Source organism: Kyrpidia tusciae DSM 2912, from assembly GCF_000092905.1.
Classification (GTDB): Bacteria; Bacillota; Bacilli; order Kyrpidiales; family Kyrpidiaceae; genus Kyrpidia; species Kyrpidia tusciae.
This window is the reverse complement of sequence record NC_014098.1, coordinates 2092201-2111591: the sequence shown is the minus strand read 5'-3', so window position 1 is coordinate 2111591 and position 19391 is coordinate 2092201. Positions and strand designations below refer to the sequence as shown.

Genomic DNA, 19391 nt, shown 5'->3' with positions numbered 1-19391 from the left:
ACATATATTTCTGTTGTACAATCGTCTCATGAAACTCTCCGATTGGGCTAGGCAACAAGGAATCTCCTACATGACCGCTTGGCGTTGGTGGAAAGACGGCAAGCTGCCTGTACCCGCCCGTCAGACCGAATCCGGCACGATCCTGGTGGATGTCCCTCCGAGCCGTAAAGATGGCCGGACGGTCGTGTATGCCCGGGTGTCCTCTCACGACCAGAGGAGTGACTTGGACAGGCAAGTGTCTCGAATCACCCAGTGGGCAACCGAGCGAGATCTCGTCGTGGACGAGGTGGTGACGGAGGTCGGATCGGGGATGAACGGGAAACGTCCAAAGCTCCGGCGTATTTTGGCGGATGCGCGGGTGACGACCATCATTGTGGAACACCGGGATCGACTGGCGAGGTTTGGCGTGGAGTACCTGGAATCTGCACTGGCTGCTCAGGGCCGTCACATCGTGGTGGTGGATTCCGGAGAGACCCGCGACGATCTGGTCCGGGACATGATCGAGGTCTTGACATCGTTCTGCGCACGGTTGTACGGCCGACGGGGAGCACGGAATCGGGCTTTGCGGGCTGTGACCGCCGCAAAAAAGGATGGGAAGGAATCATGAAGGCGCTTGAGGCGTACCGCTTTGCACTCGATCCTTCGCCGCATCAGGAGAGGATGTTGGCTTCCCACAGCGGAGCCCGGCGGTTTGCCTTTAACTGGGGGCTGGCATTGGTAAAAGAGCGATTGGAGGCCAGAGAACGAGGCGAAGACGTCGAAGTGCCGTGGACGCTTGCGGCCCTTCGGAGGGAGTGGAACCGGCAGAAGGAACAAGTCGCCCCGTGGTGGCGGGAGAATTCCAAGGAAGCGTACTCGGCGGGGCTGAACGGCCTGGCCCGGGGGCTGAAGGCGTTTTTCGACAGCCGGTCCGGGAAGCGGAAGGGTCGTCGGGTGGGGTTTCCGAAGTTCCGCAAGAAGGGCCGGGGTCGGGAATCAGTGCGGTTCACGACGGGAGCGATCCGGGTGGACGACAAAAGCCACGTCGTTTTGCCCCGGATCGGGCGGGTGAGAACGCACGAGATGACCACGGCGCTCTTGGAGCGGGTGCAAAGTGACCGGGCGCGGATTCTATCGGCGACCGTCTCCCGGGAAGGCGGGCGGTGGTTTGTGAGTTTCACCTGCGAAGTGGAGCGGGACGCCGGGCGGCCGAAGCGCCCCCGGGACGTGGTGGGAGTGGACGCCGGGCTGAAACACCTGGCGGTCCTGTCCACGGGGGAGAAGGTGCCGAACCCGCAACCCTTGCGCAAGGCATTGCGAAAGATCGCGCGGTTGAACCGGGAGTTGGTCCGGCGAAAACGCAGAAGCCGACACTGGGAGGATACCCGTCGGCGTCTGAACCGGGCCCACGCGAGGGTGGCGAGAATTCGCTTGGACGCCATGCACAAGCTGACTCACCGGCTGGCGACCACGTTCGGCACCGTCGTGGTGGAAGACCTGAATGTGGCTGGGATGGGGCGGAACCGGCGATTGTCCCGGGCGATCTACGACGCGGGGCTGGCGGAGTTGAGACGGCAGTTGCGGTATAAATGCGAGTGGTACGGGTCCCGTCTCGTCCAGGCCCCCAGGATGTATCCCAGTTCCAAGACCTGCTCCAGGTGCGGGGCGATCAAGGAAATCCTTCCGCTTTGGGAACGGGTGTACCGATGTGACGTATGCGGGACGGTGATGGACCGGGACGAGAATGCGGCGCGGAATCTGGCGGCTCTTGCGGTCGCCGTCGCCGGGAGTGGACCGGAGACGAAAAACGCCCGTGGAGAGGATGTAAGACCCGACTTGGCCGGGCGGTCTTCGATGAAACGGGAAGCCGGCACTAGGCAACTGGGTAAGACCGGCGCCCCTGCCCCGCAAGGGACGGGTACTTGAAACAGATGTATATGTTTCAAGTAACGGGATGGTACCGATGAACCTACTCGAAATCGAAAAGAAAGCCGAATTCCTCCGCCAGCAGCTTGGCGGCCTGATTTTCGCCTTCCTGATTGACGAAGGCGACCCTTATTCGAAATTCGCGGTTGTGGTCTACACGGGCGACGGGTTCCGGACGTTCCCTGAGCCGCTTGACTTTCTCCAAAAAATACAATCAGAGCGGGAGACGGTGGTGCCTCCCGCTCTGTTCTCGTCTGATCGCGAGGGTTAGTCTATGAAATCACAGACCCAGACCCATACGGGAGTCGGATCATTAGGCCGCGGATAAGTCGCGACCCAATGGCCGTTCGGGCACGTATTCAAATATGGTTCGAAATGACCGCCTGTCCATGTTCCAAAGACCGGTTTCAGGTTGGGCGAACCGGACTGATCGGCAGGCACGTTAAACAGTATCCAGACCCTGGTGGATTCAGAGGGAGCGAAGCTACCTGAAACAGGTTCTCCCTTTTGAGAGACGATCTTGCCTTCAAGCCGGACGGCGGAGTTCTTGGAACCGGCGTCTCCCAGCCAGAGGCGGGCTTGGCCGAGGTCATAGGGTTTCTCGCTGTTGTTGGTGATGGTACTTATAACAGAAACTGTAGCGGTTGCGGCAGGTTTGGCGGTTTTGTCCTCGATGTTCGCAAAAACCCCTTGTATTGTGAAAGTGATTCCCTCAGGAGTTGTAAAACTGTGCGCACAGGTTTGTTTGTTGCTTTTAAGGAGCGCTGTCTGGTTTTGGGCGTCCCATGAGACCTGCAGGCCCAATGCTTCCGCCAGAGCGCGCACGGGCAGGAGAGTGCGTTCTTCCAGGATCACAGCGGGAACGTCTGCATTGATTTCTTTTCCGTCAAGTACCACCCGTACCGTCTGAAACCCGTGGAACATGGGGGCTGCCGCCGAAGCTGCCCCGCCGGCCAAGAGCGCCAGTAACGCTGTTGCCCCAAACCACAATTTCCAGAAACGTTTCACCAATCATCCCTCCACTTTTCAAGCTAGTGCCCTTTCAGACAACCTTGATCTTCTTTTGCTCACGTAGAAGTCTGGCATGGCGGCTGTGCTTGTTTCGCCAACGCAGGTACGACCGAATCGCTGTGGCCAACGCCTCGTGATTGGGATAGTGACTCCCACGCAACACAAACGATCGTAACGGCGCAAAATGGCATTCGATTCGGTTCAACCATGACGCCTGGGTCGGTGTAAAAACCAGTTCTACATTGTTTTCTGCAGCCCACTCAGTCACAGTACGATGCTTGTGAGGTGAAAAATTGTCCAAGACCACGTACAGCCGTTCAGACCGGTGATACCGCCGGCGGAGCTCCTTGAGAAAACGCAGTATGTCCTGGTGCTTCTTGCTGGATGAGACGTGCCCGTACAGCTTATCCGCTTTCAGATCTAGAGCCGCAAACAAGTGCCTCACCCCGTGGGTGCGGCGGTACGTTGCCGGCAATCGATCGGGCCGACTTTTCGGGTACCATCCGCAACCGGAAAACGGCTGAATGGACAACGGTCCAAACTCGTCAACGCAGATGACCCGTCCGTCTTTGGGCGGATTCCGGTAGAGCGACTGGATTCGTTTTTTTTTACCTCAAACTCAGGATCATTCGAGACTTTCCATGTCTTGGTGTGCTGGTAGGTGATGTCGGCTTCCTCCAGAATGACACGGATAGTCTCCATGCTAATGGAGGTTACGATGCCCCGCCTTTCGGCCTCCTCTTTGAGCTTGGACAGTGACCAATGGGTAAAGGGCAAACCCAGGGTGTTTGGCGGGATCTGGGCCAACTCAATGATCGCGGCTCGTTGTTCTTCGGTAAAGGTCCGCGGTCGTCCGCCCTTGTACCGAGGCTTTAAGGCCTCGAATCCATGCTGATTGAAGGCATGAATCACGTGACGAATGTGCTCTTGAGACAGATGATACAACTCGGAGATCTCCGACACCTTCATCTTTTGAGCGGAAGCCAATACGACCAAAGCCCGTCGCACTTCAACGGGGTTGGATCCTTTGCGAGCAATCTTCACAAGTTTGTTGCCCTCTTCAGGTGTCAGGTCTCGGACAAAGATGCACATGATGATCACCACCTGGGATGATCATTCGACAGACAACTGGCCATTCCTTCCGATTTATCCAACTACATTGCCTGAAAGGGCACTAGGTTTCCAGTCAGGCAAGATGTTCCTATTAACCGGGTGATTTTTGTTTGAGTGTCGGCATGTCCTCACCCCCTAAAGTCCGGTCTATATCTTTAGACTTCTTTACTCGCCGATTTGTTCCGGAAAATTGTAAAAATATGTTTTTGAGGCAACAAAATGAATCCCTGAATTTTTTCGCAAGGAAACTGGTGCAGCAGAGACAAAGCCCTTCCGGCGTCGGATTATATTTTTTCCTGGGCCACTCAACGGTTGTCTTCGCAGTAGCGCTGGCCACGGCATTTGCAGCCAACTGGCTGCAGGAGAAGCATCCCGCCTTCAAGGATGTTGGAGGTGTCTTGATTGAATATGGAGGTGCCCACAATGACGAAATTACAGTCCACGAAGATCAGCCTGCCTGAAAACGTGCGTCGGGACATGGTGGAACTGCTGAACCGTCATGTCGTGCTGCTTACAGATCTTAGCATTCAGACGAAGCTGGCACATTGGAATGTTCGCGGTCCGCATTTCATTGCCTACCACGAACTGTTTGATGAACTTGGAGGACGCTTGATGGAAATCACCGATATGGTGGCGGAAAGGGCGGTGACGCTGGGCGGAACAGCCGGTGTACCGGTACAAGAGGTGTCGAAGCGCACCACGCTCCCGGCATGGCCCGTGGAGCAGCGCAGGGATGCGGAGGTGATCCGCCTGCTTGCGGAACGATGGGCGGTGGTGGCCAACAGCGTTCGTGAGGCGATTTCGGCATCTGCGGAGACCGATCCGGACACTTCGGACCTATTTACGGAAGTATCGCGTCAGTTGGATAAAGATCTGTGGTTCATCGAGTCGCACCTTGCTTGATGCCGATGCAGCGCGGAGCCAGGACAGGGGTTTCCGCTGCCTGTTGTACAGCCCAACCCAGTGTCTCCCGGTTGGAGGGGTGAAACAATCGGCGATCGCCAGGCTGGAGACTGGGAACGCGGTGCCGCGCCTGGACACCCTGATTCGCATTGCGGATGCGCTCGATTTACGACTGGAGTTGGTTCCGAGGGAAGCCGGGAGTGAGCTGTCGGTGGCTTTGGCGGGGGTGTGACGAAGGGACAACCCTCCTCTTTTTTTCTCCTGCCCACCTCCGTATAATGAGACAGTTCCCGACCTACCCCGTATGTTTCCCAATTACCATGCGTACACTATATACATCATGTACTAGAAATTCTCGCTGATCTTGAGTCGTATGTAGTCGTGCACGTTTAGCCAATCCCACGAGATTGTGGATCTTTGGCGGCACTTTATGGGTGTTCTGCGCGACGAGAGACTTTAATGCCTTTTCAACGGTCAAGTGGGCAAAGAAAGCGGATTCTAGTTTTCGCTTTCCGGCGCGTTTTAGGAAATATGCGGTGGGAATGTCTTCATACGCTTCCTGGATCCAATATCGAACGTCTTTTCGGGAAATTTGAGAGATGTCCTTGTACGGAATCTGCTTGGCGCACGTAGGACCTACACCACGGTCAATGCTTTTTTTGAACGCAAAGGCTTACGGCATACCCGGCACCGAATCGGTTTGTCCATTTTCATCATTTACCTTGTTGTCTGGAATCCATTTGATCAAGTCTACAACTTGGCACCGATAAAGTGAGCAAAGCTTCTTGATGGTTTCATACCGAATGGCGTCGTTGGTTTCGTGATACAGGCGATGTAACGTTGCTCGACTAAGCCCAGTCAAGCGGTGGACATCGGCAAGTGAATGCTTGTGTTTGCCGATGAGTTTGGAGAGGTGGCATTTGATCATCTTCTGTTCATCACCCCAAGCCGAGCTGCTCCGCTAGCAGCTCGGCGGTCTGATCTTCCCTTTCCCAATCGACGAGGAGGACCTCTACTCGAAATTCGCGGCCGTGTCTATACGGGCGACGGGTTCCGGGCGTTCCCTGAGCCGCTGGATGCCTTCGAAGTCGCCGAGGGAATTGCATCCATCATCGAGGGTCTGGAGGATACCGCCCGGTCGGCGAGAACCACGGGCGGCCTCGGGTACCACGGCGGCCCCGGGGCGCCGAGGGCCGATCTATTCTCCGGAGATCGGGTGAAAGCCCGCTTGCGGCGGCGTGGGGCGGTTCGCCGCCGGCCCGGGCGAGTGGCACTCGAGGTCCGCGGCCAAACGTTCGAGGAGCTGCTCCTGAAACACTTTTCGCCGACGTGTTCTCATGGTCGGGATCAATTCCGGATCCCACGGGATGGTGAGACGCCCCAGAGTCGCATCTTCATCCGGGGTGATGTCCGGCAGCCCCGGATGGTCCACCGACAAGTAGGTTTCCCGGTCCAACCGCCAGGGCCGAAATCGGGATCCGTACCGCTCCTTTAGAGCCAGGGCCATCTGAAGCCCTTGGGGATCGAAGTCGCCGCTGTACCAAATTTGCCCTTTGTCCACCACTGCGTCGAGCAGTTTCAACGCCCCGGCGGAGGGTTGGCCGCTGGGACAAACCAGGGGCCGTGCAGGGACGCGGTCGTCCACCCGAATGCGCTCATACAACGAGGCGAAGACGGCAGGGTTTTCGACCACATGGGCCTCCGAAACCGGCGGTATGTTTCTCACCTGTTCCAGGGTGAAAAGGGGCAGAGCGGCCGGAAGGTCGGAGAGGCCCGGCCAGCCGGCCACCCACACCACAGAACTGATGTCGTCCAGCCGGACGCCCGCCCGATCGTACAAGCGGCGCGTCCGTTCCGTGGGAGCGATGATATCCGGCTCTCCTTCGGACTCGAGTTCTTCTTCCTGCGGGTCTTCGGCCCAGGCGACGAGTCCCCAGTAAAACACTCTCCCGGCCAGGCGATCCCGATCCAGGCCATGGGGGTCGCCGACGGTTTCCGCGGCGAGAACCGGCAGTCTCACCGGACTGCCGAGGGGCACCCGCGACAACGCCCGAACGTCCCACTCCCATTCCGGGCACCGCCCCGCGGCGCGAAACGTCTTGTAACATTCCAAAAAGGTCCGGTAGCCCGGTCCCCGGCCCCGGCACAACCGGTCCACCCATCCCTCGAGCCATGGTCGGACGGCGGTCCGGCGCACCCAATCACAAAACCGGATCCACGCCTCGCGGTCCGCCGCCCGCTCCGCCGGGCGAAGGTGCAGGTCGCCGTACAAAAGCCGCAGACAGGCGACCAGATCGACGCCGAACCGGGTTTCTCGCAAAGCGCGATCGAGATCGGCCAGCCGGAGGGACACCTCTTCCCGGCCGTACAGGTTTGCCGCCAGCAGCGCCCCGATCGCCTCCCGTTCATCGGAAGCGAGACCGGTCAGGCGAATCCGTCCCGCCACCCGGCCCAACCGTTCGAATTTGTCCCAGGCGGCGGGCCACAGGCGGGCAAGCCCCGGCTGAACGAGATAGTTCCGCAACTGCTCACGCATCTCGGCCAATTGTTGCGGATCTTCGGGGTGCGCATCGCCCATCACGAGCCCCACCCGTCCGCGGCGACAGCCGCTTCCAGCGCCCCCTCGTCGTCCACGGCCTCCCGGCGGCGCCCGTTCCACCGATAGGCGATGGTGGTCACATGGCGGGCGTTGCCCGGCCGCACGATTTCGTAAATCGCCAGGGACGGCACCGTATCCTAACAGCCCCACAGAACTTGGCTCGTCATCATATAATCAAAATCCATCTCGGTGAGCAGTTGGAACATATCGCGCAGATTCTCATTGTCCACTCCGGCGAACGCTTCGTCCAGAGAGATGATCCGCGGGGCGTCGGGCCTCAAGTCTTTGTACCGGGAGTCGGCGGCGGCCAGCAGCGGGATGTACATGGACATGGCTTTCTCGCCCCCGCTCATCACGTTGAACTGGGAGTCGGTGAGTTCCCGGCGGGGCGTGTCTCCTTTGCGAAAATAGAGCGTGAACGTGAACCACGTCCGGTAGTCGAGCAACTGCCCCATCATCCGCCGCAGGTTCGCCCCTTGCTCGGCTTCTTCTTTCGCCCAGTGAATGCGGGAACGAAAATGGGCCACCATCCGTTCCAGCTCGTGGTCCCGCAACGTTTCCGGCGCCTTGCGCAACAGTTGCACCAGTTCTGCAGCATCCAGTTCCTGCTCGGTCTCCGCCCGCCGCGGCCGCCATTCCAAGGACAACACCAGGCCGCTGGACGTCCTGCGGGCGGCCATGAACCGGTTCATCTCCGCCACCCACGCTTGGGCGCGGTTGATTTTATCCCGAATGGCGCGGCCGACACTGTGGATCAAGACCTGTTCATACAGCTCCCGCTCCTTTTCCTGAATCAAAAGCCGCTGCTGCTCCAGATCCGACGCCAGTTTCTCGCACAGGGCCCGCGGGGTTCGCCGCTGGGCGCGGTCCTGAACAGACTCAATAAAGTATCGGCCCAGCTCCTCGTCCAGGTGACAATCCAGCACATATTCCAAGAGGTCATTTTTCTCTTTGGAAAATACGTCCAGAAGCTTCATGGTCAAATTGTCCATGCGCCAGCCGGCGAATCGAGGCTTGTACCGTTTGACCAGGGCCTGTCCGAGGGAGATCCACGGCGTGAGGTCCTCCGGTTCCCCGGAATCCTCGGGAGTTCCCGCATGGTCATGCGGGCCTTCGGGAGCCTTGGCCGGGATCTGCGAACCGAGGGGCACCGGCACGGAAGCGTCGATTTCTCTTTCCAGATCCACCAGGCGCAGAGCCCATTCCCGGGAGAGCCGCATCGCCGCCTCCCGAACGGCGCTTTGAGCCTGTGTCAACGCCTCTTTCCGATGTTCCCACTCGGCTTTGAGCGCGCCCCGGCGCTCGCTGCTTTCGCGCAGCTCCTCTTGGAGAGCCCGTTCCGTTTCCCGCCAGCGCGTTCGCTCTTCCCGCAGCCGGGCGATTTGATCGTGCAGATCCAAAAGGCCCATTTCCTCCAGCAGCCCCCGCAGGGTGTCCCGCCGCTGTTCGAGATCCTGTCGGCGCCGGTGCAGATCGGACAGCGCCGCCTGTTCTTCTTAGACGAGAAAAAACGCGATCGGGAACAGGCGGAACTTGACCAGCGCTCGTACACCGGAGAGGCCATTGTGCGTGAATTGAGACGGTGGCAGGCGTTGCACGCGACGTTCACCGCGTTAAATCAAGGGTACTGTCATTAAACCACCACTTGATCCGGTACCGATGAATGAGCGTATGGAATAATTGTGTATGGGTAAGAATATCTTATACGGTAAGATATGAGAGTTATGATTTACAATGAGGGGAGGTAAGATGTAAAATGAAAGAGGAAAATAAATCTATACAGAAGGAGAGGGAGAAAAAAGTGTTGGCTACTAGGACAATTTCCAGCAAGGGGCAAGTCGTTATTCCGGTAGAAGTTCGACGACTGTTAAACATTGAGCCTGGGGATCAGGTGATTTTCTCTTTGAATGATTTTGGGGAGATTGTAATGAGAGCAAAAAAGCGGGAAAAACTATCAGATTTGATTGGAATACTTCCTGCCAAGAAACGCGTTGATGGGGATTTTGAGGTTATTCGCAAAAAGGCCCGAAGGATCATGGCTGTCCGCAAGCATGCGTTAAGGGAGGATGAATAATTGGCCGAGTGTTTTTGGATTGATACAAATTTGTTATTACGCCTTATAACGGAAGATCCAGAAGGAATGACCAAAGAAACATTGGAGCTGGTTTCGTTAGTTGATCTTGGCGAGATCAAATTAAGGGCTTCGTCTATGGTTGTTGCAGAATGTGTTTGGGTCTTGGAATCGGTCTACGAATATAAACCTGGGGAAATCGCCAAAGCATTGCGCCGGTACTTGACGAGTAATGTAATTGAGTTTGACGAAAAAGAAGTTGTAGAGCGTGCGTTAGATGATTATGAACAGCATAATGTAGATTTTATCGATGCATACGTGGCGCGTAAGGCAAAATTCAGTACAACCCCTCGAATCATCACGTGGGATCGGGATTTCCGGCGCCTCGACATCGAATGGTTTAAACCGCCGGAAATTGTGAAAAGAGTTAAAGAAGCACAAGGTCAACGGGAATGACGAGCCTGCTCACTTCCCTACGGGTATATAGTGATGCCCGGCACCGCAGGAGAACTGGCGGACCAAATCGGCCTGGACAAACTCACCTTGAGCGTTTGCCCATAACACCGTTCAATTTTGGGTTCGGCCGGGGCCGCCATCCCCGGACGGATGTGAGTCCCGTCCGGGATGGCGAAGGGGTGACCACGGGGATGCCCCCGGGCGAGACTATTTTAACCCCGACTGCATAAAACTGGAGATGATCTGGCGCTGGGCCACCAGATACAGGAGCAGGGCGGGCAACGTGGTCAGTGTCGCAGCCGCCATGAGCGGCCCCCAATTGTTGCCGCCTTCCATGCTCACGAACCCTTGAAGGCCGACGGTCAGGGTTTTCATGGGCGGGTCGGTCAAAACCACCAGCGGCCAGAGGTATTCGTTCCACGTATTCACAAACACCAGGATCACCAGCGCCACAATGGGCGATCGGATGATGGGCACCACCACCTGCCACAGCGTCCGCCAGGTGCCCGCACCGTCCACCCGGGCGGCTTCGAGCAGTTCCCGGGGAAAACCGAGCAGGTGCTGGCGCAGGAAAAACACCCCGAAAGCGTTGGCCAACTGGGGGGCCGCTGCCCCGATGTACGTATTGAGCCAGCCCAAGGACGAGATCAACAAATAATTCGGAAGCAGGGTCACCTGGATCGGGATCATCATCGTCCCGATCACCAGATAAAACAGCAAATCTCTCCCCGGGAACCGAAACAGGCCGAACACATACGCCGCCAGGATGGCCGTGACAACCTGCCCCGCCGTCACCAGAACCGCCACAATCAGGGTATTTTTGAAATAGATTCCGAGCGGCGCCCCGGCGAAGGCCTCCACGTAGTTCATCCATGTCGCCGGATGGGGGAGCCACCCGCCCCCGAATACTTGTTCCGGCGTCTTCAGGGACGTCGAAATCATCCACAGCAGTGGGAACAACAGCAGCAAGGCGGACACCGCCGCCAGCCCGTGCATCCACCAGGTCGCCCGGCTCATTCCTCCCTCATCCTCCTGTCGATGACCCGGATTTGCCAGACCGCCAGCACCAAGAAAACGGCGAACACCACCACACTGGTGGCCGAGGCCAGCCCGGTGCGGAAGAATTGGAACCCCTGCTCCCAAATCAGGTACACCAGGTTGGTGCTGGCTTGGTTGGGCCCACCCTGGGTCAACATTTGAATGGGAACAAACACGTCCTGCACCGCCTCCAGGGCCGAGGTCAGGGCCACGAAGACTGTCGTCGGCATGAGCAGGGGCCAGGTGATCCGCCAGAAAATCTGCCAGCGCCCCGCGCCGTCCACCCGGGCTGCCTCCACGTACTCCTGGGGGATATTTACAAGCCCCGCCAAATAGAGGATGAAGCTCAGGCCAAAGCCTTTCCAGGCCCCCACCGCCGACAGGGCGACCACCACCCAGTGGGGATCCGACAACCACATGGGTCCCTGGATGCCAAACACCTGCAGGAGGCCGTTCAACACTCCGCCGATGGGGTTGAGGATCCACAGCCACAACAGCGAGGCCACCGCCGCCGACACCACCGCCGGCACGAACAGCACGCCCCGGTAAATCCGGTGCCAGGGCCCGGTGATTTCCGCCACGGCCCAGGCGGCAATCAGGGGCAGGGCCCCTTTGCCGAGGAGAATCCAAAACATGTACTGCAGGGTGTTCCACGCGGCCAGGCGAAAATCCCGACTTCCGAAAAGTTCCGCGTAGTTGCGGCCGCCGATGTAGGTTTTGACCGGGCTGACCCGATTCCATTCGTATAAGGAGAGAATGGCCGTTTGGACCAGGGGCCAGTAGACGAATACGCCGAGAATCGCCAGCACCGGCAATAAATAGGCGTAAGGCCCGAGGCGGGAGAGGCCGCGCCGGCGACCTCCCGCCTCCTTTCCGGCCTCCGATGCGATGGAGGTACCCGCCAACACCCGCTCCATGTCAGATCCCCCCGGCCTTCTCCCGCTCCCTACCCGTGAGCTGAGCCACGTGGGAGCGGATCACCTCAAGGTCCGTGTCCTCCCGATATTCGATCACTTGATGAACGGGACCGGGCAAGGCTCGCATCGCCCGGTCCACCTCCGCCCAGGGCAGGCGCCCATGGCCCAGGGGCAGGTGCTCGTCCGCCGATCCGCCGTTATCGTGGATGTGCACCGCCCGGACCCGGTTCCCCAGGGCGGCGAACAACCCGGGGAGATCCCACCCGTTGGCGAAGGCGTGGCCGATGTCGACGATGGCTCCGCAATAGGGGGAAGAAAATTCTTCGATCAACGCCGCGAACTCGTTCTGGTTGAACAAAGCGGCCGGCCCCACCCCGGCGTTCTCCACCACCATGAGCACGCCGAGGCGCTCGGCCATTTTGCACAGCCGGGCCAAGTGCTCCCGGGCAAAGGACTGGGCCAGTTCCCGATCGTAGGTGCGGGAGCCGTACCCGGGATGAATCACCACGTGGCCGGCGCCGACTTCCGCCGCCGTGACCAGGGCGCCCACGTACTGGCGCTCGGCCAGGAGCCGTTGTTCAGGATAAAGGGGGTTTGCCAAATTGATCTCGAACACCGGCGCGTGGAGGGTGATGGGCAGGTTCTCTCCGGGCAGGCTCTTACGAATATGCTGAATCGCCCCGCCGGGGTATTGCCACACCTCGCCGTCCATAACAAGCTCCACCCCCGGCCACTCCCACTCCCGGGCGGTCTGGAGAATCTCCGTCAGCCCTTGTCCCAGCAAGGGCAGGGCGGAGACGAACCACTGTCTCCGCTCGTCGGTTCTCCCGTTTTCTTCTCGTCGTTCCTGCATCTCATTCACCTCTGAACCCCCCTCACGGCTTTGGCAGAAGCGGGGTGATTCGGTCTTTCGCCGACTGCAACGCCGCTTGTGCGTCATTTTTGCCGGCCAACACACTCATCCGGGCGTCCAAAAGGATCTTTTCTCCCTGCAGACTGTTGGGACCAGGGATATTTTTCCATGGCACCGCCTCTTTGAGCTGTTCCACCGCCGGCTTCATCAGCGGCTGGGCTTGAAGCAGGGCCTGGGTGACGTCCTGGCCCCCGGCCGCCAACCGGGAGGGCAGGTAGCCCGTGCCCAGGGACCACGTTTTCAGGTTGTCCGGAGACTCGAGGAATTGGATAAACTCCATGGCCGCCTTTTGCTGGGCGGGATCTTTGGCGAACACCATGAGCACATTTCCGCCCGCCGGCACTCTCCGGGGTTTGTCCCCGAAGGTCGGGTAGAGAGCCGTGCGCAGATCAAAGGTGGCCTGCTTCTTCAGGCTGGCCAACTCCGCCACCGTGGCGATGTACATGGCCAATTTTCCCGACAGAAACGCCTGCTGGGCTTCTTGATAGGTCACATTGGGCATGATCTTGTCTTTATTGACCATATCGCCCCACATCTGAATCGCCTGAACCGCCGGGGGATCGGTGAGCCCCAGGGTGCCGTCCGGATTCACGATGTGACCGCCGTTGGATTCGATCAGCGCTTGGGTCGACCAGTTATCCTCATTGCGGATAAAGACCGCCCAGGCTCCGGTCTTGTCTTTGATCGTCTTCCCCATGGCCCGGACTTCATCCCAGGTTTTCGGGGGATTGGCGGGGTCGAGCCCGGCCTTTTTGAACAGGTCGGCGTTGTAATAGATTACCGGATTGCTGATCGAGTAGGGAATGCCCTCGACTCTGCCTTTGACCTTGCCCAAATCGAGAATATTGCTGGGAAAATCGCTCAAAAACGTCGGATCGTCTTTGAACAGGTCCGCGATGGCGATGTGAGGAAAATTGTTCGCCGCATAGTCCAAATGGCTGTAGCTGATCTGGGACACCGCCGGGGGTTTGCCCGCCGCGATGGCCGATTGGAGGTTTTGCATGAGCCCGGCGTACATGTCGGGTTGAAAACGATCCACCACCTGGACGTCTTTGTGCGTTTGGTTGAACTTCTGGACCAGCTCCCGCACCGCCGGTCCGCCAAAGGTATCGGAATTCACGTGATAATATTCGATGGTCACGGGCTGACCGCCGCCCGCCGGAGCTGATGGAGTACCTCCGCAGCCCGCCAGGGCGGTGGCCGCCGCCAAAACCGCCGCCGCGATCCCCATCCGCTTCATTCCGGATCCTCTCCTTTTTGTTGGATTGTCCGCACCTGGTCTTCCGTCCACCGCCACAGCTCCGGCCGCCCCAGGGAAACCGCACGGGCTCCCGCCGCCAGAGCCTGTCCCACCTCATCCGGTGCCTGGATCAGCCCTCCGGCGATCACCGGAATGGACACCCGATCCACCACTTCTCGGATGACCCGGGGCATCAGGCCGGGCATGATCTCCACGGCGTCCGGGCGATTCTCCGCCAGGGTGCGCAGTCCCAACTCCAGGGCCGGCCGATCGATGAGAAACAGCCGCTGCACCGCCGCGAGACCCAGGTTCTTCGCCGCCCGAACCACCTGACTTTTTGTCGAGACGATCCCTTCCGGGCGAAGCGTTTCCGCCACGTATCGCAGTGCCGCTTTGTCCGGCGACAGGCCCTTGGCCATGTCCATGTGCAGAAAAACCCGTTTCCCGTGCCGGCGCAGCTGTTCCATATACCCCGGCAGGGTGCACACATCCCCGATCAGCAGGAACACGTCTTCCACCGGCGTGGCCAAAGCCGTCTCAATCAAGGACTCTTCGTGTACCGAGAGAATGATCGAGCCCCGGAACCGAAGCCGTTCCACCGACTGCTTGTGCATGATCGCCCCCTCTCCCGGCATCCTCCCGCCCCCTCGAAACAAAAATGGGCACACGACAATCCCTTTCGCGGGTGGTTGTCTTGTGCCAGGCTTTCTCCTCGACTCCGCCTGCAAGCCGTCCGCTTGTCCCATGGTCTTTTCAGTTGCTATCATGACACGCAAATATGAATCCCCCGTGACCCGCAGGTAACGTTTCGGTCGATTTTGTGTAAAATTTATATCTTTCCACCCTTGACATCGTGCTGGCTGTGGATACACTAACAGTTAAATGTATGCTTGAATATGATATCGGAACGGAGGGGAGCGCGGTGGTAGACCGAAGGACTGGGGCAAGGGGTGTCGCGTTGCGGGACGATCTTCCGTCGTGGCGCCCGGCGGCAGGCCGGGGAAGTTGCGAGGTGTTCGGTTTTGACCCGGAAAAGGTGCACCGGCGCCGGCGAGAACTCCACGTGACCGAAGGCATGGCCGATCTGTTCAAAGTGTTGGCGGACGACACCCGCTTAAAAATCGTTTACGCGCTCTGTCGGGAGGATGAGTTGTGCGTGTGCGACGTCGCCACCATCCTGGGAATCACCAACGCCAATGCGTCCCATCACCTGCGGTTGCTCTCACATATGGGCCTTGCAGCCAGTCGCCGGGAGGGCAAAATGGTCTTTTACCGCCTGCAAAGTCCCCATGTCCGCCATCTTCTCCAGGAAGTGCTGAGGCTGTATGGAAGGGGGGAGTCGGATGGCTGTGCCGAATGACCGCTTGCTGGATCGGAACCCCGGGATTGCGGAGAAACCTGGCCAACCCGCAAATCGCCCGGATCCGGTCCGGCCCCAGGAACATGTGTATCGACTGGCGAATTTAAGCTGCGCCGATTGTGCCGCGAAATTTGAAGACAAAGTCAAACGGGCGTCCGGGGTAGTGGATGCCCGGGTGCTTTTTGGATCCTCCCAATTGATCGTGGTCGGGCAACCACTGAGTGTGGATGAACTGGAGCGCCTGGGGGCCTTTGACAACATCAAGGTGGTCGCCGGGGCAGACGCCGCCGCTCCGGAGCTGGCCGGGCGGGGCGTCCTCAGTGCAGAACGGTCTCCTTGGTGGGCCGAACCCCGGGTGGGGCGGGCGGCGATGGCCTTGCTCCTTATCGCAGCCGCCCATGTCCTGCAGGGGAGCGGGGCGGCACCCGTTATCGCGACGACTGCTTACGCCGCGGCGGTTCTCCTGGGAGGCTGGGGGACCTTCAAAAAAGGGATTCCGGGCATTTTCCGGCTGGATTTTCACATGAATGCCCTGATGACCGTGTCCGTGGCCGGCGCCATGGCCATCGGGTACTGGAGTGAGGCCGCCACCGTTGCTTTCCTGTTCGGGGTCAGTGAAGCGTTGGAGAACCACGCCATGGACCGGGCCCGCCGCTCGATCCGCTCCCTGGCGGAGATGGCCCCCACCCGGGCGATGGTTCGCCGGGAGGGAAAGGAAATGATTGTGCCCGTCGAGGCCATCCGGGTCGGCGACGTGATGATCGTGCGGCCAGGGGAAAAAATTGCCCTGGACGGAAGGGTGATCCGGGGGCGCACCGAGGTGAACCAAGCGGCCATTACCGGCGAGTCGCTCCCCGTGGCCAAAGAAGCGGGCGATGCGGTCTTTGCCGGGTCGCTGAACCATTCGGGCGCCATCGAGGTCGAAGTGACCAGCCGGGCCGGGGACAGCACCCTGGCCAGGGTCATCGCCCTGGTGGAAAGGGCCGAGGCCGAGCGGGCCCCGACCCAGGAGTTTGTCAACCGCTTCGCCAGAATCTACACACCGGCGGTTACGGTTTTGGCGGTGGGCATGGCCCTCATTCCGCCTCTCGTCTGGGGCGCCGCTTGGCTCCCGTCAATCTATGAAGCATTGGCGCTGCTCATGGTGGCCTGCCCCTGTGCCCTGGTGGTTTCGACCCCGGTGGCGGTGGTGACGGCGATGGGCGTTGCGGCCCGCAGTGGCGTGCTGATCAAGGGTGGGATTCATTTGGAAAATATCGGCCGTCTTCGGGCGATCGCTTTTGACAAAACCGGCACGCTCACCTCGGGGGAGCCGGTGGTCACGGACGTGATCGGGTTCCAAACTATGACTGAAGAAGACATCCTCCGGGTGGCGGCGGGCATCGAGCGTTATTCGGAGCATCCGTTGGCCGGGGCGATCCTGCGGGCAGCCGCAGACCGCGGCCTCACTCCCGGGGAAGTGGAGGATTTTGAGAGCTTTCCCGGACGGGGGGCCCGGGGCACCGTGGGCGGCACAGAGTACTGGATCGGAAGTCCCCGTTGGTTCAGGGAGCGCGGGGTGAATCTGGAGTCTGTGAACAACCGAATTGGCGGTTTTCAGGAGGAGGGGAAAACGCTGGTGCTTCTCGGGCGAAGGGACACCGTGACCGCCTTGATTGCCGTGGCCGACCGGGTGCGGCCTTCGGCCCGGGAGGTGGTCGCGAACCTCAAAATGGCCGGGATCGGGCCCACGGTTCTGTTGACCGGCGACAATCCGGCAACCGCCCGGGCGATCGGCCGGACCGTGGGTGTGGACGAGGTGCGGGCCGGGTTGCTCCCCGAGGACAAGGTCCGAGCCGTTTCCGAACTAAGGCAGCGGTACGGTCGGGTGGGGATGGTGGGCGACGGGGTGAATGACGCCCCGGCCCTGGCCGCAGCCACCACCGGAATCGCCATGGGGACTTCGGGGACCGATCTCGCACTGGAGGCCGCAGATGTCGCTTTGATGAACGATGATCTGTCGAAAGTTCCCTTCGCCGTCCGCTTGGGTCGAGCCACCTTGCGGATCATCCAACAAAATATTTTTATCGCCCTTTTCATGAAGACGGCGGCCTTACTGCTGGCATTCCCCGGCTGGCTCACCTTGTGGCTCGCCATCGTCGGCGACATGGGCGCCACCCTCCTGGTCACCGCCAACGCCCTGCGCCTGTTGCGGGTGCGACCCCGAAGTTGAAGGAGTTTTATCACGATTAGACGGCGCAAACATATCAGTGCGAATCGTGTATCGCCGGGTAGAAATCTCGGGGCGAAAGGATTGCGCGATGGCGAAACAACTTCTTGAGGCTTTGGATCTGCGCGAAGGCTCAGCCAGGAGAGGGTTCAGTGCCGTGGTGTTTCATTGTATCATCAAGTGGGAACGCTCAACTAGGCCGTTTTGAGCTGACTGCAAGGGAGGTACCTGTTCATGAATCCGTACGATTACGCACATGGGCTTGCGAGGGCGCTGCGGGAGAGTGAATGGTATCGGAACCTCAAAGAGGCCAAGGAACGACTGGAGGCTGATCCGGAAGCTTGGCGGATGGCCCAGGATATCCGCCGCCGTACGGTAGAACTTCAACTCAAGGCGATGGGCGGGCAAACGGTACCCACCGAAGAGCAGGAGCAATTGCGCAAGCTCCAGGAGGTGGCCATGTTGCATCCGGCCGTTCGGGCGTATTTGGAGGTGGAGTCGAGATTATCCGTAGTCATGGACGATATTCAGCGGATTCTCGCTGAGGCGATTGCCCCTGTGGTTGACTTGCCGGGTGAAAGGGAGGCAGAGGCATCGGAACATCGGTGACGGGTCGTATGACGGACCGGTGATCTCGGCCGGCCGCACGTTTTGTATTGCTCCTTTTCTTTGGCAGTGTCTTCCGTCTCAGACGGTTGCGCCGCTCGTCTTTATTGTGTCATTGCTTTCTCTCGAACCATTCCTGAAAAATTTCCTGTACAAAATCACATGTTCGATGACAGCCATTCTGTCACTATCCCCCTTTATTCTTAAAGCAGGAGAATCCAAAACCTAAAAGGGGGATGGAAGCATGGCCTTTCTCGTCATCATGGGTCTCATCGGTCTTGTTGTAGCCATTGTTCTGGCCATCGTCGCCGTGTTCAAGCTGGTGGGATGGAAAACTGTGGGATGGACGGCGGGAGCCTCCCTTTTGGCGATCGTCGTCGGTGCCGCTTTCGGGGGCGGATCGTCGACGGCGCCAACCGGGGGTACTCCAGCCCCTTCGGGTTCGCCGGCCCCGGCGCCAAATCCCGCGCCCGCTCCGGCGTCAAACTCTGCGCCTGCTCCGGCGAAGCCGCCGGCCCCGGCGCCGAAGCCGGAGAAGCCCAAATCGCCCCTGGAGGTTGTGGAGGTGCATCAGGAAGGAGATGGGTACGTCCAATACGCTGCCGGCACTGTCAAGAACAACTCCAGTCGCAAATACGGGTATGTACAAGTGGAAATCAACCTTTACGACGGAGACGGCAATCAGGTGGGCAGCACCTTGGCGAACGCCAACAACCTGGAGCCCGGGGCCACATGGAAGTTCCGTGCGCCCGTCTTCGAGGACAATGTTAAGCAATTCAAAGTCGTGGATATCACCGGTTTTTGATCGATCTCGGGAGCGAAAACTGATCACGAAGGAGAGATCCCTGTGAATGTGGCCGCCCGGCAGAAAAAGCGGGCCTCCATGTGAGGCCGGAAGGTGCGGCGAAAGACTGTAAAGGTGAGCGAGTGAGGCTGAGATACGGGCCAGCCCACTCTGCCCGGGCCCTCGACGAGCGTCGTCGAGGGCCTTTTTAACGCCCATCGCCTTCGGTGCCCGTCGCGGGCGATCATCCACCTCATGAGGGCCAG

The 19391-nt window shown here is 59.4% G+C and carries 26 protein-coding genes; 13 read left to right on the top strand and 13 right to left on the bottom strand.

The window, feature by feature from the left end; translation table 11 throughout:
- The first annotated feature begins 28 nt into the window (after positions 1 to 28).
- The 3 genes from BTUS_RS10610 to BTUS_RS10600 are packed head-to-tail and all read left to right on the top strand — an operon-like array spanning position 29 to position 2176.
- Positions 29 to 607, top strand: coding sequence for an IS607 family transposase (locus tag BTUS_RS10610; protein WP_013076079.1), 579 nt, complete (start codon positions 29 to 31; stop codon positions 605 to 607).
- The gene (gene tnpB / locus BTUS_RS10605) at positions 604 to 1905 is read left to right on the top strand and encodes an IS607 family element RNA-guided endonuclease TnpB (RefSeq protein ID WP_013076078.1); all 1302 of its coding nucleotides are present in this window, start codon (positions 604 to 606) and stop codon (positions 1903 to 1905) included. Before BTUS_RS10610 ends, tnpB begins: the two co-directional genes overlap by 4 nt.
- Positions 1906 to 1942: 37 nt before the next feature.
- Complete coding sequence (locus tag BTUS_RS10600) at positions 1943 to 2176, top strand: hypothetical protein (protein ID WP_013076077.1); 234 nt, start codon at positions 1943 to 1945, stop codon at positions 2174 to 2176.
- Here BTUS_RS10600 and BTUS_RS10595 read toward each other — a convergent pair.
- From BTUS_RS10595 to BTUS_RS16940, 3 genes are read right to left on the bottom strand one after another with little or no spacing between them, the layout of a single operon-like run.
- Positions 2173 to 2913 (bottom strand): copper amine oxidase N-terminal domain-containing protein, encoded by a 741-nt coding sequence (locus BTUS_RS10595; protein WP_013076076.1) that lies wholly within the window; start codon positions 2911 to 2913, stop codon positions 2173 to 2175. The two genes, BTUS_RS10600 and BTUS_RS10595, sit on opposite strands and share 4 nt — an antisense overlap.
- Before the next feature lie 34 nt (positions 2914 to 2947).
- Entirely contained in the window at positions 2948 to 3472 is a 525-nt protein-coding gene (locus tag BTUS_RS10590) for an IS630 family transposase (RefSeq protein WP_041304141.1), read from the bottom strand.
- The gene (locus BTUS_RS16940) at positions 3358 to 4008 is read right to left on the bottom strand and encodes a helix-turn-helix domain-containing protein (protein ID WP_123809287.1); all 651 of its coding nucleotides are present in this window, start codon (positions 4006 to 4008) and stop codon (positions 3358 to 3360) included. The genes BTUS_RS10590 and BTUS_RS16940 overlap by 115 nt, the downstream gene beginning before the upstream one ends.
- Before the next feature lie 131 nt (positions 4009 to 4139).
- On the opposite strand from BTUS_RS16940, the gene BTUS_RS17995 reads away from it, so the two are divergent.
- From BTUS_RS17995 to BTUS_RS18455, 3 genes are all read left to right on the top strand, one after another.
- Positions 4140 to 4490, top strand: a complete 351-nt coding sequence (locus BTUS_RS17995; protein ID WP_245543296.1) for a HoxN/HupN/NixA family nickel/cobalt transporter — start codon at positions 4140 to 4142, stop codon at positions 4488 to 4490.
- Complete coding sequence (gene dps, locus BTUS_RS10585; RefSeq protein WP_013076074.1) at positions 4453 to 4932, top strand: DNA starvation/stationary phase protection protein Dps; 480 nt, start codon at positions 4453 to 4455, stop codon at positions 4930 to 4932. The genes BTUS_RS17995 and dps overlap by 38 nt, the downstream gene beginning before the upstream one ends.
- Positions 4933 to 5011: 79 nt before the next feature.
- A complete protein-coding gene (locus tag BTUS_RS18455; RefSeq protein WP_169307965.1) occupies positions 5012 to 5164 on the top strand; it encodes a helix-turn-helix domain-containing protein in 153 nt (50 codons plus the stop codon).
- 63 nt (positions 5165 to 5227) lie between these two features.
- On the opposite strand, the gene BTUS_RS19275 is transcribed toward BTUS_RS18455, so the two are convergent.
- From BTUS_RS19275 to BTUS_RS10565, 5 genes are all read right to left on the bottom strand, one after another.
- Positions 5228 to 5497, bottom strand: coding sequence for a HEPN domain-containing protein (locus BTUS_RS19275; protein WP_407635230.1), 270 nt, complete (start codon positions 5495 to 5497; stop codon positions 5228 to 5230).
- 108 nt (positions 5498 to 5605) lie between these two features.
- Positions 5606 to 5860 carry a helix-turn-helix domain-containing protein gene (locus BTUS_RS19270; RefSeq protein WP_013076071.1) on the bottom strand — a complete coding sequence of 85 codons (255 nt, stop codon included), beginning with the start codon at positions 5858 to 5860 and terminating at the stop codon, positions 5606 to 5608.
- A gap of 270 nt (positions 5861 to 6130) precedes the next feature.
- Positions 6131 to 7510 carry a TIGR02679 domain-containing protein gene (locus BTUS_RS10570; RefSeq protein WP_013076070.1) on the bottom strand — a complete coding sequence of 460 codons (1380 nt, stop codon included), beginning with the start codon at positions 7508 to 7510 and terminating at the stop codon, positions 6131 to 6133.
- Positions 7510 to 7662 carry a hypothetical protein gene (locus tag BTUS_RS18700; protein WP_218917966.1) on the bottom strand — a complete coding sequence of 51 codons (153 nt, stop codon included), beginning with the start codon at positions 7660 to 7662 and terminating at the stop codon, positions 7510 to 7512. The genes BTUS_RS10570 and BTUS_RS18700 overlap by 1 nt, the downstream gene beginning before the upstream one ends.
- 6 nt (positions 7663 to 7668) lie before the next feature.
- Positions 7669 to 8931: an SbcC/MukB-like Walker B domain-containing protein gene (locus BTUS_RS10565; protein WP_218917965.1), complete on the bottom strand. Its 1263-nt coding sequence runs from the start codon at positions 8929 to 8931 to the stop codon at positions 7669 to 7671.
- Here BTUS_RS10565 and BTUS_RS17990 point away from each other — a divergent pair.
- The 3 genes from BTUS_RS17990 (at position 8920) to BTUS_RS10555 (ending at position 10058) form a co-directional block, all read left to right on the top strand.
- Positions 8920 to 9168, top strand: coding sequence for a hypothetical protein (locus tag BTUS_RS17990; protein ID WP_123809286.1), 249 nt, complete (start codon positions 8920 to 8922; stop codon positions 9166 to 9168). The genes BTUS_RS10565 and BTUS_RS17990 overlap by 12 nt on opposite strands.
- 119 nt (positions 9169 to 9287) lie before the next feature.
- Complete coding sequence (locus BTUS_RS10560; RefSeq protein WP_013076069.1) at positions 9288 to 9605, top strand: AbrB/MazE/SpoVT family DNA-binding domain-containing protein; 318 nt, start codon at positions 9288 to 9290, stop codon at positions 9603 to 9605.
- Entirely contained in the window at positions 9606 to 10058 is a 453-nt protein-coding gene (locus BTUS_RS10555; RefSeq protein ID WP_013076068.1) for a PIN domain-containing protein, read from the top strand.
- A gap of 207 nt (positions 10059 to 10265) precedes the next feature.
- Here the strand turns inward: BTUS_RS10555 and BTUS_RS10550 are convergent, their stop codons facing one another.
- The 5 genes from BTUS_RS10550 to BTUS_RS10530 are packed head-to-tail and all read right to left on the bottom strand — an operon-like array spanning position 10266 to position 14801.
- The gene (locus BTUS_RS10550) at positions 10266 to 11075 is read right to left on the bottom strand and encodes a carbohydrate ABC transporter permease (RefSeq protein ID WP_013076067.1); all 810 of its coding nucleotides are present in this window, start codon (positions 11073 to 11075) and stop codon (positions 10266 to 10268) included.
- A complete protein-coding gene (locus BTUS_RS10545; protein ID WP_013076066.1) occupies positions 11072 to 12013 on the bottom strand; it encodes a carbohydrate ABC transporter permease in 942 nt (313 codons plus the stop codon). The genes BTUS_RS10550 and BTUS_RS10545 overlap by 4 nt, the downstream gene beginning before the upstream one ends.
- Position 12014: 1 nt before the next feature.
- Complete coding sequence (locus tag BTUS_RS10540) at positions 12015 to 12866, bottom strand: sugar phosphate isomerase/epimerase family protein (protein ID WP_041304133.1); 852 nt, start codon at positions 12864 to 12866, stop codon at positions 12015 to 12017.
- Between the two features lie 22 nt (positions 12867 to 12888).
- Positions 12889 to 14166 carry an ABC transporter substrate-binding protein gene (locus BTUS_RS10535; RefSeq protein ID WP_013076064.1) on the bottom strand — a complete coding sequence of 426 codons (1278 nt, stop codon included), beginning with the start codon at positions 14164 to 14166 and terminating at the stop codon, positions 12889 to 12891.
- Entirely contained in the window at positions 14163 to 14801 is a 639-nt protein-coding gene (locus BTUS_RS10530; protein WP_013076063.1) for a glycerol-3-phosphate responsive antiterminator, read from the bottom strand. Before BTUS_RS10530 ends, BTUS_RS10535 begins: the two co-directional genes overlap by 4 nt.
- 323 nt (positions 14802 to 15124) lie before the next feature.
- On the opposite strand from BTUS_RS10530, the gene BTUS_RS10525 reads away from it, so the two are divergent.
- The 4 genes from BTUS_RS10525 to BTUS_RS18655 all read left to right on the top strand — a co-directional run bounded on the left by BTUS_RS10525 (position 15125) and on the right by BTUS_RS18655 (position 19146).
- Positions 15125 to 15526 (top strand): ArsR/SmtB family transcription factor, encoded by a 402-nt coding sequence (locus tag BTUS_RS10525; RefSeq protein WP_052300607.1) that lies wholly within the window; start codon positions 15125 to 15127, stop codon positions 15524 to 15526.
- On the top strand, positions 15510 to 17738 hold the full coding sequence (locus tag BTUS_RS10520) for a heavy metal translocating P-type ATPase (protein ID WP_013076061.1): 2229 nt from the start codon (positions 15510 to 15512) through the stop codon (positions 17736 to 17738). Before BTUS_RS10525 ends, BTUS_RS10520 begins: the two co-directional genes overlap by 17 nt.
- A gap of 231 nt (positions 17739 to 17969) precedes the next feature.
- On the top strand, positions 17970 to 18344 hold the full coding sequence (locus BTUS_RS10515; protein ID WP_013076060.1) for a YlbF family regulator: 375 nt from the start codon (positions 17970 to 17972) through the stop codon (positions 18342 to 18344).
- A gap of 241 nt (positions 18345 to 18585) precedes the next feature.
- Positions 18586 to 19146: an FxLYD domain-containing protein gene (locus tag BTUS_RS18655; RefSeq protein ID WP_013076059.1), complete on the top strand. Its 561-nt coding sequence runs from the start codon at positions 18586 to 18588 to the stop codon at positions 19144 to 19146.
- Positions 19147 to 19391: the final 245 nt, after the last annotated feature.